This is a genomic window from Ramlibacter alkalitolerans (assembly GCF_016722765.1).
Taxonomy (GTDB): domain Bacteria; phylum Pseudomonadota; class Gammaproteobacteria; order Burkholderiales; family Burkholderiaceae_C; genus Ramlibacter; species Ramlibacter alkalitolerans.
The window spans coordinates 110,762-127,783 of the sequence record NZ_JAEQND010000006.1; the positions used below are offsets into that span (position 1 = coordinate 110,762).

Here is a 17,022-nt window from a genome sequence, read left to right on the forward strand (position 1 = left end):
CTTACCTGATTTCCAGCGGCGCGAACGACTTCACCAGATCGTCCACCGCCTTCACCTGCGCCAGGAGCGGCTCCAGCTTGTCCAGTGGCAGCGCGCTGGGGCCGTCACACCGCGCCTGGTCCGGGTCGGGGTGCGCCTCGAGGAACAGGCCGGCGAGCCCCACGGCCATGCCGGAACGCGCCAGGTCCACCACCTGCTGGCGGCGCCCGCCCGAAGCCGCGCCGCCGGGATCGCGCTGCTGCAGCGCGTGGGTCACGTCGAAGATGATCGGCAAGCCGCCGGTCACCTTCTTCATGACGCCGAATCCCAGCATGTCCACGACGAGGTTGTCGTAGCCGTGGCAGGTCCCGCGCTCGCACAGGATCAGCCGCTCGTTGCCGGCCTCGCGGAACTTCTCCACGATGTTGGCCACCTGCGGCGGGCTCAGGAACTGGGGCTTCTTGATGTTGCACACGCGGCCGGTCCGCGCCATCGCGACCACCAGATCGGTCTGGCGCGCCAGGAACGCGGGGAGCTGGATCACGTCGGCCACCTGCGCGACCGGCTCCGCCTGCCAGGGCTCGTGCAGATCGGTGATGACGGGCACGCCGAAGGTGTCCTTGACGGCCTGCAGGATCTCCAGGCCTTCCTCCATGCCGGGGCCGCGGTAGGAGTGGATCGAGGAGCGGTTGGCCTTGTCGAAGCTGGCCTTGAACACGTAGGGGATGCCCAGGCGCTGCGTGACGCCGACGAAGTGTTCGCAGGTGCGCAGCGCCAGCTCGCGCGACTCCAGCACGTTCAGGCCGCCGAACAGGACGAAGGGGCGGTCGTTGCCGCAGGGGATATCGGGGCTGATGGAGATCATCGCTGGGGTGCCAGGAAGCGGACGTACCAGGGCATCGCCGCCACGATGCCGGCACGCAGGTCGAACTGCGGCTCGTACCCGAGGAGCCGGCGCGCCTTGGCGACGTCGGCCTGCGAATGCCGGACGTCGCCGGCCCGGAACTCGCGGTACACGGGCTCCCTGTCGTACTGCACGCCGTTGCGCGCCAGCGCATCGCGCAAGCCCTCGAACAGGCGGTTCAAGGTGGTGCGGCCGCCGACGGCGACGTTGTAGACCTGGTCGCGCGCGTCGTCGGCGGTGGTCGTGGCGGCGAGCAGGTTCGCCTGCACGGCGTTGTCGACGAAGCAGAAGTCGCGGCTGGTTTCGCCGTCGCCGTTGATGAACACGTCCTGCCCGTGGATCATCGAGGCCGTCCACTTCGGCACGACGGCGGCATAGGCGCCGTCGGGGTCCTGGCGGGGCCCGAACACGTTGAAGTAGCGCAGGCCGATGCCGTGGAAGCCGTAGCTGCGCGCGAACACGTCCGCATACAGCTCGTTGACGTACTTCGTCACGGCGTAGGGCGAGAGCGGCTTCCCGATGCGCTCCTCCACCTTCGGCAGGCCGGGGTGGTCGCCATACGTGGAACTGCTGGCCGCATAGGTGAAGCTGCGCACGCCGGCGTCGCGCGCGGCGACCAGCATGTGGAGGAAGCCGCCGATGTTGGTCGCGTCGGTCGTGATCGGATCCGCCAGGGAGCGCGGCACGGAACCCAGCGCCGCCTGGTGCAGGACGTGGTCCACGCCCTGCACGGCGTGGCGGCAGTCCTGCAGCTTGCGGATGTCGCCTTCGATGAACTGGAAGCGGCTCCACTGCTGCGGAGTGACGAGCGTCCTCACTTCATCGAGGTTGCGCTGGTGGCCGGTCGCGAAGTTGTCCAGGCCGACGACCCGCTGGTCGAGCTTCAGCAGCGCCTCCAGCAGGTTGGAGCCGATGAAGCCGGCGCACCCGGTGACGAGCCACGTCCGCGGTTCGCGCGGCAGGCGCTCGAGGAGGTCCTGGTAGGCCGTCATGCGTGGCTGCCGCTCACAGGCGGCCCTCGGCGCTGCCCAGCGGCAGCAGGCCCTTGACGTCGAAGATCACCGCACCGGGTTGCCCGAAGGCGCGGACGCCGGCTTCGCCCAGTTCCAAGAACTCCCGGTGGCCGACGGCGATGACGATGGCCGCGTACTCGCCGGCCTGGGGCACCGCGTCGAGGCACGCGAGGCCGTATTCGTGCCGCGCCTCCTCGACGTCGGCCCAGGGGTCGTACACATCGACCTGGGTGTTGTAGCCCTCCAGGGTGCGGATGATGTCCACCACCTTCGTGTTGCGCACGTCCGGGCAGTTCTCCTTGAACGTGAGGCCCAGGACCAGCACCTTGCTCCCCAGCACCGGCAGGCCCTTGCGCAGCATCAGCTTGACCGTTTCGTCGGCCACTACCTTGCCCATGTTGTCGTTGATGCGCCGGCCCGCGAGGATCACCTCCGGGTGGTAGCCCACCTCCTGCGCCTTGTGGGTCAGGTAGAACGGATCGACGCCGATGCAGTGCCCGCCCACCAGGCCGGGGCGGAAGGGCAGGAAGTTCCACTTCGTCCCCGCGGCCTGCAGCACTTCCAGCGTGTCGATGCCCAGGCGGCGGAAGATCAGGCTCAATTCGTTCATGAGCGCGATGTTCACGTCCCGCTGGGTGTTCTCGATCACCTTGGCGGCCTCGGCCACGCGGATGCTGCTGGCCTGGTGCGTGCCGGCCGGGATGATCTGCGCATAGAGTTGGTCGACCTCGTCGGCCACTTCCGGCGTGCTGCCGCTGGTGACCTTGCGGATCGAGGGCAGGCGGTGTTCCTTGTCACCGGGGTTGATCCGCTCGGGGCTGTAGCCGCAGAAGAAGTCGCTGTTGAATTTCAGGCCGCTGGCGCGTTCGAGCACCGGCACGCAGACTTCCTCCGTGGCGCCCGGATACACCGTCGATTCGTAGACCACGATGTCACCGGGCTTGAGCACCGAGCCGACCGTCTCGCTGGCCTTGACCAGCGGCGTCATGTCGGGGCGGTTGGCGCGGTCGACGGGGGTGGGGACGGTCACGATGAAGATCTGCGCCTGCCGCAGGTCCTCCACGTCGCTGGTGTAGCGCGCGTGCTTCGCCGCCTTGAGTTCCGAGCGCGAGCACTCCAGCGTGTGGTCTTCCTCCGCCTGCAGTTCGGCGACGCGGTCCTTCTTGACGTCGAAGCCGATGACGGGGCGACGCTTGCCGAATTCGACGGCGAGCGGCAGGCCGACGTAGCCGAGCCCGATGACGGCGAGCGTCTTGTCCTTGAGGTCCATCCGGTTCATCCCTCTCAGTGCGTGCTGCTCTCGGCCGATCGCGCGTGGTCGCCGGCCATCTCCGCCTGTAGCGCGGCGATCTCCGCGTGCAGGGCCTCGTACTCCTCCATCTTCCGTTTCAGGAAGCGGCCGGTCATGCTCGCCTTCTGCGCGATGCCAGCCGGCGTGAGCAGGTACGCGTACCCGAGGTGGTGCTTCGAGTTCGCGAAGTTGCTCAACTTCACCAGTCCCTTGTCGATCAGGGCCTTCATGCAGTAATGCAGCTTGCCGTTGCTCACGCCGACGATGCGCGCGAGCTCCCGCTGCGACAGGGCAGGGTTGTCCTGCAGCAGCTTCAGCACCCGGAAGTGCAGGTCTTCGACCTCTTGGGGATGTCTGCTCGGCATCGCTGCCTCCGCGGCCTGACCGTTCAAGACTGAGCACTCTAGCGATCTCCGGGCCTTGTGGGCAGCGTTCTTCCTCCGCATTTGTACGGAGGCGAAACGATTTGAGCTCGACCGTGGTAACGGCGCTGTGCAACCAGTGCCCGGCCGTGGTAGATCGCGAGCTTGGCGCTTTCGCGGATACTCGCGGCCGCATGGAACTGCAGGACCTTCTCTATTCACAAGGCTTCGGCCCGCGCCGCGTCTGCCTCGGCCTCGTCCAGCACGGGCTGGTGACCGTGGACGGCGCACCCGTCACGGACCCGCACGCCGAAGTCGAGCCCGAGCACGTCACCTTCACGGTCGAGGGCAAGGCCTGGACCTACCACGCGAAGGCCTATGTGATGCTCCACAAGCCGGCCGGCCATGAATGCTCGCAGCGGCCTTCGGCCTGGCCGAGCATCTACACCCTCCTGCCGGCGCCCCTGCGCCAGCGTCCCAGCAAGGGCGGCACGCCGGGCGTGCAGGCGATCGGCCGGCTGGACCAGGACACGACAGGCCTGCTGCTCCTGAGCGACGACGGCACCTTCATCCATCGCATGGGCTCGCCGAAGCACCACGTGCCCAAGGTCTACGAGGTGACGACGGCCGATCCGGTGCGCGATGAGCACATCGCGCGCCTGCTGGCCGGCGTCGTGCTCGATGACGACCCCAGGCCGGTGCGGGCGGCGGCCTGCGAATGCACCGGCGCCGACACGCTGCGCCTCACGCTCACCGAGGGCAAGTACCACCAGGTCAAGCGGATGGTGGCGGCGGTGGGCAACCGCGTGACGGCGCTGCACCGCTCGCGCATCGGGCGGCTCGAACTGCCCGCCGATCTGCCGGCGGGCGGCTGGCGCTGGCTGACGCCAGCGCAGGTGGCGGAGGCTTCCGCGAAGGCGGTCTAGTCGCCGGGCGACATTCGCGGCCCGGACTTCCCCCACCCGCACGCGACCGCGGATCACGGACAATGGCGCTCCCGTCCACCACCGGCCCGCGCGCCGGTGGGATGAGGCGCAAACCTTCCGAGACCGCCCGAGCAGTGAACCTTTCCATCGTCCGCCGCGCCTGGCTCTGTGCCCTGTTGCTGGTGAGCACCGGCCTGGCCCTGGCCCAGCCCGCGCCGATCTTCGTCCTCAACTCCCTCGATGCCGACATCAGCGTGATCGATCCGGTCACCTGGAAGGAGATCAAGCGCCTGCCCACGGGCAAGGAGCCGCACCACCTGTACATGACGCCGGACGAGAAATCGATCATCGTCGCCAACGCGCTGGCCGATTCGCTCACCTTCGTGGATCCGCGCACCGCCACCATCCAGAGAACCGTGCGCGGCATCGTCGATCCCTACCACCTGCGCTTCTCGCCGGACATGAAGTGGCTGGTGACGGCCGGCAACCGGCTGCAGCACGTGGACCTGTACCGCTGGGACGGCAAGGACCTGAGCCTGGTCAAGCGCATTTCCACCGGCAAGACGCCCAGCCACATCTTCATCGACGCCAACAGCACCGTGGCCTATGTGACGATGCAGGACAGCGACGAGCTCGTGGCGGTGGACCTGGAGCAGCAGCGCATCCGCTGGCGCGTGCGCACCGGCGCGATGCCGGCGGACGTGTTCGGCACCGCCGACGGCCGCAGGCTGCTCGTCGGGCTCACGGGCAGCGACAGCGTGCAGATCTTCGACGTGAGCTACACGAAGGTCCCGCGCTCGATCGGCTACATCCGCACCGGCGCCGGGGCGCATGCCTTCCGCGCGGCCGGGGACGGCAAGCACGTCTTCCTGAGCAACCGGGTGGCCAACACGATCAGCAAGATCGACCTCGAGACCTTCAGGGTGGTGGACTCGTACCCCGCTCCGGGTGGGCCGGACTGCATGGAGGTGCTGGCGGGCGGCCGCTACCTGCTGGCCACGGCCCGCTGGGCCCGCAAGCTGCTCGTGATCGACACCCAGACCAGGCAGCTCGCCCGCGAAGTGAACGTCGGCAAGTCGCCGCACGGCGTCTGGACGGTCGACCACACGCCGAGGAGCTGAGCGTGCGGCGGCGGCGCCTGGCCGGACTGCTGGCCCTGTCGTCGCTGGCCCCGCGCCTCGTGCTGGGCCAGCCTTGCGACAAGCCGGTCTACCTCACCCTGGATACCGGCCACATGGGGGTGGCGGAGCTCATCGCCAACGTGCTGAACCGGCAGCAGGTGAAGGTCACCTTCTTCGCGGCCAACGAGAAGACGCAGGAGGGCGACGGCAGCCTCGGCAGTTTCTGGGCGCCGTGGTGGAAGGCGCGCGCCGCCGAGGGCCACGAGTTCGCCTCCCATACCCTGGACCACGTCTACTGGCGGGCCGACGTTCCCGGCGAGCCGCCGCGCTTTCGCGTCCGCCCGTCGGCCGGGCCCCAGGCCGGCAAGGACCTCACGTGGACAGCCCCGGAATATTGCGCAGAAATCGAGCGGGCGTCCCGGCGCCTGCAAGAAGTTACTGGACGTAAACCGCTGCCCCTGTATCGTGCGCCAGGAGGGAAGGTGTCGCCCCGTCTGCTGGCTACCGCAAAGAGTTGTGGCTACCTGCACGTCGGCTGGGCGCCGGCGGGATTCCTGGGCGATGAACTGCCGAGCGAACGCGCCAGCAACCAGGAACTACTACAAAAGGCCTTGCGCGAAGTGCGCGGTGGCGACATCCTACTGGCTCATCTGGGGATCTGGTCCCGCAAGGACCCGTGGGCGCCGGCCGTGCTGGAGCCCCTGATCGCCGGGCTCAAACAGAGGGGATTCTGCTTTGCCACCTTGCGCGACCATCCGGGCTATCGCGACTGGGTGGCGCGCGTTCGCTAGCCATGCAATGGATACTGAACTTGTTTGAAGCGGCGCAGCAGTGGCTGTTCCAGTCGGCCGTGGAGCCGATCCTGTACGCCTTCGGCCTGGGCGGCATGCTGGAAGACGGCTTCGTGGCCACCGGCTGGATCCTGGCCGGGCTGGTGCAAATCGCCGTGCTGCTCGCCGTCATCGGCCCGCTGCAGCGCTGGCGCCCGGTGGACCAGGCGCTCGACGCCGGCGAGATCCGCACCGACGTGCTCTACACCCTGCTGCACCGGCTGGGCATCTTCCGCGTCGCGCTGTTCCTGAGCGTGGAGCCGCTGTTCGACCAGCTGTTCGGCTGGTTCCGGGTGATGGGCCTGGGCACCGTCCATATCGACCAGCTGATGGTCGGCGTCACCGACCACCCGCTGATCAGCTTCGCGATCTACCTGGTGGTGTTCGATTTCTTCGACTACTGGATCCACCGCGCGCAGCACCGCTTCGAGTGGTGGTGGAGCCTGCACTCGCTGCACCATTCGCAGCGCTCCATGACGATGTGGAGCGACAACCGCAACCACCTGCTCGATGACCTGATCCACGACAGCCTGATCGTGATCATCGGCCAGCTGATCGGCGTCGGGCCGGGCCAGTTCATCGGCCTGGTCGTGATCGCGCAGCTCAGCGAGAGCCTGCAGCACGCCAACGTGCGCCTGCACTTCGGCTGGCTGGGCGAGCGCCTCTGGGTCAGCCCGCGCTACCACCGGCTGCACCACGCGATCGGCATGGGCCACGAGAAGGACGCCGACGACGCCGACAACCTGGTCTATGGCCGCAGCCCCGCGATGGGCGGCCACAACTTCAGCGTGCTGCTGCCGTGCTGGGACATGCTGTTCGGCACCGCCAACTTCGAGATGCGCTGGGATCCCACGGGCATCCGCGACCAGGTCGAGGCGGGGCGAGAGTACGGGCGGGGATTCTGGGAGCAGCAGAAGCTGGGGTTGCTGCGGCTGCTGGGGCGCGCTTAGCGCGGGTCGCAACTGCGTAGGCTGGCGCGACAGCGGAAGGTGAGCTGCGCGAACCCCAGCTTCTTCGCGCGACAGGAATCGCTGGGGTTCGCGCTGGCGCGGCTCACCGCCAGCCTACCGGATACCCCTCAATCGCTGCCGAACAAGTCCCGCGTGTAGACCTTCTCGCGCACGTCCTCCAGCTCCGGCGCCGGGCGGTTGGCGATGATCACGTCGGCCTCCCGCTTGAAGCGCTCCAGGTCGCGCAGCACGGGCGAGTTGAAGAAGGCGTCGTCCTTCAGCGCCGGCTCGTACACCACGACCTGCACGCCCTTGGCCTTGAGCCGCTTCATCACGCCCTGCACGCTGCTGGCGCGGAAGTTGTCGGAGCCCGATTTCATCACCAGCCGGTACACGCCCACCGTCTTCGGCCGGCGCCGCAGGACGTCCTGCGCGATGAAGTCCTTGCGCGTGCTGTTCGCCTCCACGATGGCGCTGATCAGCGTCTGCGGCACGTCGCGGTAGTTGGCCAGCAGCTGCTTGGTGTCCTTGGGCAGGCAGTAGCCGCCGTAGCCGAAGCTCGGGTTGTTGTAGTGGCTGCCGATGCGCGGATCGAGGCTCACGCCGTCGATGATCTGCCGCGAGTCCAGCTCGCGCATCGTGGCGTAGCTGTCAAGTTCGTTGAAGAAGGCCACCCGCATCGCCAGGTAGGTGTTGGCGAACAGCTTGATCGCCTCGGCTTCCGTGCTGCCGGTGTGGAGCACCGCCACGTCGGGCTTGCGCGAGCCGCGCACCAGCAACTGCGCGAAGGCGCGCGCGCGCTCCGAGTCCTCGCCGATCACGATGCGGCTCGGATAGAGGTTGTCGTGCAGGGCGCGCCCCTCGCGCAGGAACTCGGGGCTGAAGAAGACGTTGGCGCCGGGGAAGCGTCGCCGCAGGCCTTCGGTGAAGCCCACCGGCACGGTCGATTTCACCACCATCACGGCCTGCGGCGCGATGCGCAGCACGTCCTGCACCACGGCCTCGACCGAGCTGGTGTCGAAGTAGTTGGTCTGCGGGTCGTAGTCGGTCGGCGACGCGATCAGCACGTACTGCGCGCCCGCGTAAGCCTCCTGCGGATCCTGCGTGGCGCGCAGGTCCAGCGCCTCCTCGCGCAGGAAGTGCTCGATGTCCGCGTCCTCGATCGGCGACTGCCGCGCGTTGATCATGTCCACCTTGGACCGGGCGATGTCCAGGGCGACGACCTGCTGGTGCTGGGCGAGCAGGACGGCATTGGCCAGGCCGACGTAGCCGGTGCCTGCGATGGCGATCTTCATGGGCAGATTGTCCCTGATCCGGGCCGGGTATCCTCCGCCCCCATGTCCCTGTTCCTGGATTCGTTCTGGCGCGCCGTGTTCTATTGCCTGCACCCGCGCGTCATCTTCCTGTCCCTGCTGCCGCTGGTGCTGATGGTGTTGCTGGCCTCGGGCCTGGGCTACTTCTTCTGGGACAGCGCCGTCAACGGCGTGTTCCTCTGGCTGGAATCCACCGCCTGGATGGAGAACATCGCGCGCTGGCTGGGCGAACTCGGCTTCGGCGGGCTGAAGAACGCCCTGGCGCCGCTGCTGGTGATCTTCGCCATCACGCCGCTGCTGGTGGTGGTGGTGCTGTTCCTGGTCGCCGTGATGATGATGCCGGCGGTGGTGAACCTGGTCGCGCGCCGGCGCTTCCCGGCGCTGGAACGCAGGCATGGCGCCTCGTTCACGCGCGGCGCGCTGTGGTCGCTGGGCTCGATGCTGCTGGCGGTGATCGCGCTGGCGGTGTCACTGCCGCTGTGGTTCATCCCGCCCCTGGTGCTGGTGCTGCCGCCACTGATCTGGGGCTGGCTCACGTACCGCGTGATGGCGTTCGACGCGCTGGCGGACCACGCCAGCCCCGGGGAACGCGCCCGGATGTTCCGCGAGCACCGCAGCTGGCTGCTGCTGATGGGGGTCGGCACCGGCTACCTCGGCGCCGCGCCCAGCATCGTGTGGGCCTCCGGCTGGTTCTTCGCCGCCGCCTTCCCGATCCTGATCCCGGTCGCGATCTGGATCTACACGCTGGTCTTCGCGTTTTCCTCGCTCTGGTTCGCGCACTACTGCCTGGCGGCGCTGGAGCAGATGCGCGGCGCGCCGCCCGACGCGCCGGCGCAGGCGCCGCTTCAGGCCCTGCCGTAGGTGTCTTCGAGGCGGACGATGTCGTCCTCGCCGAGGTAGCCCCCGGACTGCACCTCGATCATCTCCAGCTCCATCTTGCCGGGGTTGTGCAGGCGGTGCACTTCGCCGATCGGGATGTAGGTCGACTGGTTCTCGCTCAGGAGGAAGGTTTCGGCGCCGCGCGTCACTTCGGCGGTGCCGCGCACCACGATCCAGTGCTCGGCGCGGTGGTGGTGCTTCTGCAGGCTCAGCGAGGCGCCCGGCTTGACGCCGATGCGCTTGACCTGGAAGCGCTCGCCCGCGTCCACGCTGTCGTACCAGCCCCAGGGCCGCACCACCTTGCGGTGGAACGCCGCCTGCGACGCATTCGACTTCTCCAGGTTGGCCACCACGTCCTTCACCTGTTCGGCGCAGGAGCGGTCGGCCACCAGCACGGCGTCGGGCGTGTCGATGATCAGGAGGTCCGTGGTGCCGAGCGCGACCACCGGCCGGTGGGGCGCATGGATGAAGGTGTTGCGCGCACCATGTACCCGGCCCTGGCCCAGCACCCGGTTGTCCTGCGCGTCGGCCGGCGCGAGGTCGGCGACGGCGTTCCAGCTGCCCACGTCGCTCCACTGGCCGCGGAACGGCAGCACGGCGACCTGCTTGTGCGGCTCCATCACGGCGTAGTCGATGCTCTGCGAGCGGCACGCGGCGAAGGCGGCGGCGTCCGGACGCACGAAGGCCACGCCGGGTGCGGCGCTGCCGGGCTCTTCACGGCGGGCGGCTGCCAGCGCGGCGCGGCAGGCGGCCAGGATGTCGGGCGCATGCTCCTCCAGCGCTTCCAGCATGAAGCGGGCGCGCGTGAGGAAGATGCCGGCGTTCCAGAGCGTGTCGCCCGCCAGCAGCAGTTGCTGCGCGGTGGCCGCGTCGGGCTTCTCGATGAACTTGCTGACCTGCAGGGCGCCGTCCGGGCGCAGCGCACCCTGGCGGATGTAGCCGTAGGCCGTGCTCGGGAACGTGGGCACCACGCCGAAGGTCACGATGGCGCCGCTGTCCGCCGCGCTCAGGCCTTCCTTCACGGTGCGGGCGAAGGCGGCAGCGTCGGGGATGTAGTGGTCCGCCGGGCAGAACAGCAGGGCATCGTCGGGATCGGCCTGCAGCGTGGCCAGCGCGATCGCCGCCGCGGTGTTGCGCGCCACCGGCTCCAGGATCGTGGTGCCGCGCGCGTTCGCCTGGCGGAAGCTGTCGGCCACGAGGAAGCGGTGGTCTTCGGCGGCAACCGCCATCACCTGCGGGCCGAGCAGCGCGACGCGTTCGAGCGTCAGTTGCAGCAGGCTCTTGTCGCCCACCAGCGGGACGAACTGCTTGGGGAAGCTCTTGCGGCTCAGGGGCCAGAGGCGGGTGCCGGAGCCGCCGCACAGGATCACGGGAATCAGGGACATCGGTCGATGTTACCTGTTGTGTACGGCGCGTCCGCAGGGGCCGTGCCTGCGCGGGCGGCCAGACCGGTAGGATTACCGCATGACGTCTCCCCTGCGCCCAGACATCGGCCTCATCATCGTCGGCGACGAGATCCTCTCCGGCAAGCGCGCCGACAAGCACCTGCCCAAGCTGATCGAGCTGCTCACCGAACGCGGGCTGCAGCTCGGATGGGCGGAGTACGTGGGCGACAAGCCCGAGCGGATCACGCAGACGCTGCGGCGCGCCTTCGCCTCGGGCGACATCGTGTTTTCCTGCGGCGGCATCGGCGCCACGCCGGACGACCACACCCGCCAGTGCGCCGCGCGGGCGCTGGGCGTGGAGCTCGAACTCCATCCCGAGGCCGAACGGCTGATCCGCGAGCGCATGCAGGACGTGGCCCGGGAGCAGGGCGTGGCCTACGAGCCGGACCGGCCGGACAACATCCACCGCCTGAACATGGGCGTGTTCCCGAAGGGCGCGGCGATCATCACGAACCCGTACAACAAGATCCCGGGCTTCAGCGTGGGCTCGGTGCACTTCGTCCCGGGCTTCCCGGTGATGGCGTGGCCGATGATGCAGGACGTGCTGGACACCCATTACGCGCACCTGTTCCGGCGCGGCACCTACGTCGAGAAATCGGTGATCGTGTTCGGCTCGATGGAGGCCACGCTGACCCCGCTGATGGAGCAGATCGAGCGCGAGCACCCGGATGTGAAGGTCTTCAGCCTGCCCAGCGTGGACCATCCGACCTGGGGCCGCCACATCGACCTGGGCGTCAAGGGCGAGCCGGATCACGTCGAGCCGGCCTACCGGACCCTGCTGGACGGCCTGGGCTTGCTGAAGGTCCGCCTCGGCCCTGAATTGGTGCGTCCCTGAGTCGCACTGTCGTGGTGCGTTGGAAGAAATGCACCTTCACGGTGCGCTGTCGCGCTGAAAACGCAAGGGTTCAGTAGGGAAAAGGCATCAGATTGCAGGACAATCCCCGAGCTTCACGCGGCCTCGCATGCACCAGCTTTTGGCACAGAACCTGCATTCCCGCAAGCCGCACATTTCGTTCACAACCAACCATCCCCCCAGGAGAAACCTGATGGCAGCAGCCAAGAGCGTCGCAGACGTGATGAAGATGGTGAAGGACAACGAGGTCAAGTTCGTTGACTTCCGCTTCACCGACACCCGTGGCAAGGAACAGCACGTGACCGTGCCGGTGTCGCACTTCGACGAGGACAAGTTCACGTCCGGCCACGCCTTCGACGGTTCGTCCATCGCCGGCTGGAAGGGGATCGAAGCCTCCGACATGCTGCTGATGCCGGATCCGTCCACCGCCAACATCGATCCCTTCTTCGAAGAGACGACGGTCATCCTCACCTGCGACGTGCTGGAGCCGGGCGACGGCAAGGCCTACGACCGCGACCCGCGCTCGATCGCCAAGCGCGCCGAGGCCTACCTGAAGGCCTCCGGCTTCGGCGACACGGCATTCTTCGGCCCCGAACCCGAGTTCTTCATCTTCGACGACGTCCGCTGGAGCGACGATCCGTCGGGCTCGTTCGTCGAGATCGACGAGTACGAAGCCCCCTGGAACACGGGCAAGAAGACCGAAGGCGGCAACAAGGGCCACCGCCCGACCACCAAGGGCGGCTACTTCCCGGTGCCCCCGGTCGACAGCACGCAGGACATGCGCGCCGAGATGTCGCTCATCCTCGAGCAGCTGGGCATCCCGGTCGAAGTGTTCCACCACGAAGTGGCGGGCGCCGGCCAGAACGAGATCGGCACCCGCTTCAGCACGCTGGTGCAGCGCGCCGACTGGACGATCCTGATGAAGTACGTGATCCACAACGTGGCCAACGCGTACGGCAAGACGGCCACCTTCATGGCCAAGCCGATCGTGGGCGACAACGGCTCGGGCATGCACGTGCACCAGTCCGTGTGGAAGGACGGCAAGAACCTGTTCGCCGGCGACGGCTACGCGGGCCTGTCCGAGTTCGCGCTGTACTACATCGGCGGCGTGATCAAGCACGCGCGCGCCCTGAACGCGATCACGAACCCCGGCACCAACAGCTACAAGCGCCTGGTGCCCGGCTTCGAGGCCCCGGTGAAGCTGGCCTACTCGGCCCGCAACCGCTCCGCCTCGATCCGCATTCCCTACGTGGCCAACCCGAAGGGCCGCCGCATCGAGGTGCGCTTCCCGGACCCGACCTGCAACCCCTACCTGGGTTTCGCGGCCATGCTGATGGCCGGCCTGGACGGCGTGGAGAACAAGATCCACCCCGGCGAGGCGGCCACCAAGGACCTGTACCACCTGCCGCCGGAAGAGGACGCGAAGATCCCGACCGTGTGCCACAGCCTCGACCAGGCGCTGGAATACCTGGACCAGGACCGCGCCTTCCTCACCAAGGGCGGCGTGTTCACGGATTCGATGATCGACGCCTACATCGAACTGAAGATGCAGGAAGTCACCCGCTACCGCATGACCACCCATCCGGTGGAGTTCGACATGTACTACTCGCTGTAATCGCGAGCGCTGGGCTTCGCGCGCTTCGCGGCTCACCGCCAGCCTACCGAACGCCGCTGGGTGCACCGGTAGGCTGGCGGTGACGCGCGAAGCGCCGGAACCCCAGCAAACAACCGAAAGGGCGACTTTTGTCGCCTTTTCCTTTTTGAATCAACAGGTTATTTGCCAATCTGCAGAGTTTGCGTGATACTGAAAGGCCGTCCCTGCGCATCCTGGGATGCGAGGAGTGCCGCATGAAGCTGTCTTACGCCCTGATTCCCCTGGCGGCCCTGGTCCTGGTCGGGCCCGGCTATGCCCAGACGAAGATCTTTCGCTGCGGCAACGCCTACACGAACGACGAGGCCCTGGCCCGCACCCAGAACTGCAAGCTGGTGGAGGGCGGCAACGTCACCGTGGTGCAGGGCACCCGCGTCAACGGCGCGCCCGCGCCGGATGCCGCGCGCACGCGTCGCTCCGACAGCGTGGCGACCGCGCCCCAGACCGCCGGCTCCGGCGGTGCCCGGGTGGACGCCGGCGAGCAGAAGGCGCGCGACAACGATGCCCGCGCGATCCTCGAGGCCGAACTGAAGAAGGCCGAGGCCCGCCAGTCGGAGCTCCAGCAGGAGTACAACAACGGCGCTCCCGAAAAACTCGGCCCCGAACACCGCAACTACCAGAAGTATCTCGATCGCGTGGCCGAACTCAAGGCTGCCCTCGAGCGCAACGAGAAAGACATTGCCGGCCTCAAGCGCGAGCTCGGGCGCGCCACCAGCGCCGCGAGATAAGGCACTGGATCCCCGCCTGCGCGGGGATGACGCTGTCGCGCGCGGGGATGACGCTGGCGTGCGCGGGAATGACGCCGGCGCGCTCGGCGAAGGCGCGGCCGCCCGCGCCCCTGCCGTCACGCCGCGGCCTGCGCGCACCGGCCGGGCCCCGTCGCCGTCCTTTCCCCGCTTCCACGCCTTCGACCTCCTGGCCACGCTGGTGGCGGTGGTGCGCGGCGACGGCACCGTGCTGTTCGCCAACTCCGCGCTCGAAGACGCCGTGGGCCTGTCCCGCCGCAGCATCGAAGGTGCGAGCCTGCTGCCCCTGTTCGCCGAACCGCACATCCTGCGCACCGCGCTCGACGGCGCGCGCATCAACGAATACGCGGCGCTGCGCTACGACACGCGCCTTCTGCGCCAGCAGGGCGAGGCGCTGCCGGTGCACGTGGTGCTGGCGCAGACCGACGTCCAGGACGAATTCGTGGTCGAACTGCTGCCGCTCGAAGCGCAGACGCGGCAGGACCGCGAGGAGCGCCTGATCGATCAGGCGCAGGCGAACAAGGAACTGATCCGCAACCTCGCCCACGAGATCAAGAACCCGCTGGGCGGCATCCGCGGCGCGGCGCAGCTGCTGGAGATGGAGATCGACCCGCAGCTGAAGGAATACACGCGCGTCGTGATCCACGAGGCCGACCGCCTGCAGACGCTGGTCGACCGCCTGCTGGCGCCGCACCGCCGGCCGCACATGGTGGGCGACGTGAACATCCACGAGGTGTGCGAGCGCGTGCGGTCGCTGATCCTGGCGGAGTTCCCGCGCGGGCTGAAGTTCGTGCGCGACTACGACACCTCGATCCCCGAATTCCGCGGCGACCGCGAACAGCTGATCCAGGCAGTGCTGAACATCGCGCACAACGCCTGCCAGGCGCTGGCGCAACGCATCGAGGCGGGCGATGCGCAACTGACCTTCAAGACGCGCATCGGCCGCCAGGTCACCTTCGGCAAGCAGCGCTATCGACTGGCACTGGACTTGCATGTCATCGACAACGGGCCCGGTGTACCGGACGCGATCAAGGACCGCATCTTCTTCCCGCTGGTGTCGGGGCGGGAAGGCGGCTCCGGCCTGGGGCTCACGCTGGCGCAGACCTTCGTGCAGCAGCACCATGGCCTGATCGAGTGCGACAGCGTGCCGGGGCGGACGGATTTCAAGATCCTGATCCCCCTGCCCTAGAAGAGACGTGCAGACCTGAGGTGACGAAAGGGAACATGAAGCCGATCTGGATCGTTGACGATGACCAATCCATCCGCTTCGTGCTCGAGAAGGCGCTGATGCGGGAGGACCTTCCCACCCGCAGCTTCACGAGCGCCAAGGAAGTGCTGAGCGCGCTCGATGCCGCCAACGACGACGACGGGCCGCAGATCCTGGTGAGCGACATCCGCATGCCGGGCACCTCGGGGCTCGACCTGCTCACGCGCGTCAAGGAGAAGCATCCGGGCCTGCCGGTCATCATCATGACGGCGTTCTCGGACCTCGACTCCGCCGTCTCCGCCTTCCAGGGCGGCGCCTTCGAATACCTGCCCAAGCCCTTCGACCTGCCCAAGGCGATCGAACTCATTCGGCGCGCGGTGGAAGAGAGCCAGCGCGAGGAAGTGGCCGAGGAGCGCATGGCCGACGCGCCCGAGATGCTGGGCCAGGCGCCGGCGATGCAGGACGTGTTCCGCGCGATCGGGCGGCTGTCGCAGTCGAACGTGACGGTGATGATCACGGGCGAGTCGGGCTCGGGCAAGGAACTGGTCGCGCGGGCGCTGCACAAGCACTCGCCGCGGGCCAACGGGCCGTTCGTGGCGATCAACACCGCGGCCATCCCGAAGGACCTGCTGGAGTCGGAGCTGTTCGGCCACGAGCGCGGCGCCTTCACCGGCGCGCAGACGATGCGGCGCGGCCGCTTCGAGCAGGCCGAGGGCGGAACGCTGTTCCTCGACGAGATCGGCGACATGCCCTTCGACCTGCAGACGCGGCTGCTGCGCGTGCTGTCGGACGGGCACTTCTACCGCGTCGGCGGGCACAACGCGGTCAAGGCCAACGTGCGGGTGATCGCGGCGACCCACCAGGACCTGGAGCAGCGGGTGAAGGAGGGCGTGTTCCGCGAGGACCTGTTCCACCGCCTCAACGTGATCCGCCTGCGGCTGCCGGCGCTGCGCGAGCGGCGCGAGGACATCCCCATGCTGGCGCGCCACTTCCTGCAGCAAAGCGCACTGCAGCTGGGCGTGGAGCCGAAGCGCATTTCCGATGCGGCGCTGGCGCGCCTCACCACCTTCGACTTCCCCGGCAACGTGCGGCAGCTGGAGAACATCTGCCACTGGCTGACGGTGATGGCGCCGGCGCAGCTGGTGGAGCCCAAGGACCTGCCGCCGGAGGTGGGCGGGGGATCGCCGGAGGCGCTCGCTCGGCGCACCGCGAGTGTTCCCGGCCCATTCGCCGCCCCCACCGGCGTCGCCGCCGCGCAGGCCGGGATCCCGGGTGCCGCGGAAGCCGCGAGTGCTGCCGAACCGGCCGCAGCGTCCGTCCCAGCGATGACCTGGGAATCCGCCCTCGAAGCGGAGGCGATGCAGTTGCTGGCCAGCGGCCATCACGATGTCTGGGAGCAGCTCACGCGGCGCTTCGAGTCGCGCCTGATCCTGACCGCGCTGCAGAACACGCGCGGGCGCCGCATCGAAGCGGCGCAGAAGCTGGGGATCGGCCGCAACACGATCACGCGGAAGATCCAGGAACTGGGCCTGGAGTGATGGCTTGCTCCCTC

Annotated in this window: 16 protein-coding genes; 10 read left to right on the forward strand and 6 right to left on the reverse strand. The window is 68.2% G+C overall.

Going from position 1 to position 17,022, the window contains the following annotated elements:
• Position 1: 1 nt before the first annotated feature.
• From kdsA to JI746_RS11810, 4 genes are read right to left on the reverse strand one after another with little or no spacing between them, the layout of a single operon-like run.
• Entirely contained in the window at positions 2–844 is an 843-nt protein-coding gene (gene kdsA, locus JI746_RS11795; RefSeq protein WP_201689673.1) for a 3-deoxy-8-phosphooctulonate synthase, read from the reverse strand.
• Positions 841–1,875, reverse strand: coding sequence for an NAD-dependent epimerase/dehydratase family protein (locus tag JI746_RS11800; RefSeq protein ID WP_201689675.1), 1,035 nt, complete (start codon positions 1,873–1,875; stop codon positions 841–843). Before JI746_RS11800 ends, kdsA begins: the two co-directional genes overlap by 4 nt.
• A 13-nt stretch (positions 1,876–1,888) precedes the next feature.
• Complete coding sequence (gene tviB / locus JI746_RS11805; RefSeq protein WP_201690011.1) at positions 1,889–3,166, reverse strand: Vi polysaccharide biosynthesis UDP-N-acetylglucosamine C-6 dehydrogenase TviB; 1,278 nt, start codon at positions 3,164–3,166, stop codon at positions 1,889–1,891.
• A gap of 14 nt (positions 3,167–3,180) precedes the next feature.
• Positions 3,181–3,552: a MarR family EPS-associated transcriptional regulator gene (locus tag JI746_RS11810; RefSeq protein WP_201689677.1), complete on the reverse strand. Its 372-nt coding sequence runs from the start codon at positions 3,550–3,552 to the stop codon at positions 3,181–3,183.
• Positions 3,553–3,743: 191 nt separating this feature from the next.
• On the opposite strand from JI746_RS11810, the gene JI746_RS11815 reads away from it, so the two are divergent.
• From JI746_RS11815 to JI746_RS11830, 4 genes are all read left to right on the forward strand, one after another.
• Positions 3,744–4,475, forward strand: a complete 732-nt coding sequence (locus JI746_RS11815; RefSeq protein WP_201689679.1) for a pseudouridine synthase — start codon at positions 3,744–3,746, stop codon at positions 4,473–4,475.
• 101 nt (positions 4,476–4,576) lie between these two features.
• A complete protein-coding gene (locus JI746_RS11820; RefSeq protein ID WP_201689681.1) occupies positions 4,577–5,596 on the forward strand; it encodes a YVTN family beta-propeller repeat protein in 1,020 nt (339 codons plus the stop codon).
• Positions 5,597–5,622: 26 nt separating this feature from the next.
• Positions 5,623–6,387, forward strand: a complete 765-nt coding sequence (locus JI746_RS11825; protein ID WP_269129449.1) for a polysaccharide deacetylase family protein — start codon at positions 5,623–5,625, stop codon at positions 6,385–6,387.
• 2 nt (positions 6,388–6,389) lie between these two features.
• Positions 6,390–7,376 (forward strand): sterol desaturase family protein, encoded by a 987-nt coding sequence (locus JI746_RS11830; protein ID WP_201689682.1) that lies wholly within the window; start codon positions 6,390–6,392, stop codon positions 7,374–7,376.
• 128 nt (positions 7,377–7,504) lie between these two features.
• Here the strand turns inward: JI746_RS11830 and JI746_RS11835 are convergent, their stop codons facing one another.
• Positions 7,505–8,671: a nucleotide sugar dehydrogenase gene (locus JI746_RS11835; RefSeq protein ID WP_201689686.1), complete on the reverse strand. Its 1,167-nt coding sequence runs from the start codon at positions 8,669–8,671 to the stop codon at positions 7,505–7,507.
• A 42-nt stretch (positions 8,672–8,713) separates the two neighbouring features.
• Here JI746_RS11835 and JI746_RS11840 point away from each other — a divergent pair, with 42 nt between their 5' ends.
• Positions 8,714–9,550: an EI24 domain-containing protein gene (locus tag JI746_RS11840; RefSeq protein ID WP_201689688.1), complete on the forward strand. Its 837-nt coding sequence runs from the start codon at positions 8,714–8,716 to the stop codon at positions 9,548–9,550.
• Here the strand turns inward: JI746_RS11840 and JI746_RS11845 are convergent.
• The gene (locus JI746_RS11845) at positions 9,535–10,953 is read right to left on the reverse strand and encodes a mannose-1-phosphate guanylyltransferase/mannose-6-phosphate isomerase (RefSeq protein WP_201689689.1); all 1,419 of its coding nucleotides are present in this window, start codon (positions 10,951–10,953) and stop codon (positions 9,535–9,537) included. The genes JI746_RS11840 and JI746_RS11845 overlap by 16 nt on opposite strands.
• A gap of 79 nt (positions 10,954–11,032) precedes the next feature.
• Here JI746_RS11845 and JI746_RS11850 point away from each other — a divergent pair, with 79 nt between their 5' ends.
• The 5 genes from JI746_RS11850 to ntrC all read left to right on the forward strand — a co-directional run bounded on the left by JI746_RS11850 (position 11,033) and on the right by ntrC (position 17,008).
• Positions 11,033–11,848 carry a competence/damage-inducible protein A gene (locus JI746_RS11850; RefSeq protein ID WP_201689691.1) on the forward strand — a complete coding sequence of 272 codons (816 nt, stop codon included), beginning with the start codon at positions 11,033–11,035 and terminating at the stop codon, positions 11,846–11,848.
• A gap of 211 nt (positions 11,849–12,059) precedes the next feature.
• Complete coding sequence (gene glnA / locus JI746_RS11855) at positions 12,060–13,481, forward strand: type I glutamate--ammonia ligase (RefSeq protein ID WP_201689693.1); 1,422 nt, start codon at positions 12,060–12,062, stop codon at positions 13,479–13,481.
• 233 nt (positions 13,482–13,714) lie between these two features.
• A complete protein-coding gene (locus JI746_RS11860; protein ID WP_201689695.1) occupies positions 13,715–14,245 on the forward strand; it encodes a hypothetical protein in 531 nt (176 codons plus the stop codon).
• Positions 14,246–14,432: 187 nt separating this feature from the next.
• A complete protein-coding gene (gene glnL / locus JI746_RS11865) occupies positions 14,433–15,452 on the forward strand; it encodes a nitrogen regulation protein NR(II) (RefSeq protein ID WP_236599791.1) in 1,020 nt (339 codons plus the stop codon).
• Positions 15,453–15,487: 35 nt separating this feature from the next.
• On the forward strand, positions 15,488–17,008 hold the full coding sequence (gene ntrC / locus JI746_RS11870; RefSeq protein ID WP_201689697.1) for a nitrogen regulation protein NR(I): 1,521 nt from the start codon (positions 15,488–15,490) through the stop codon (positions 17,006–17,008).
• Positions 17,009–17,022: the final 14 nt, after the last annotated feature.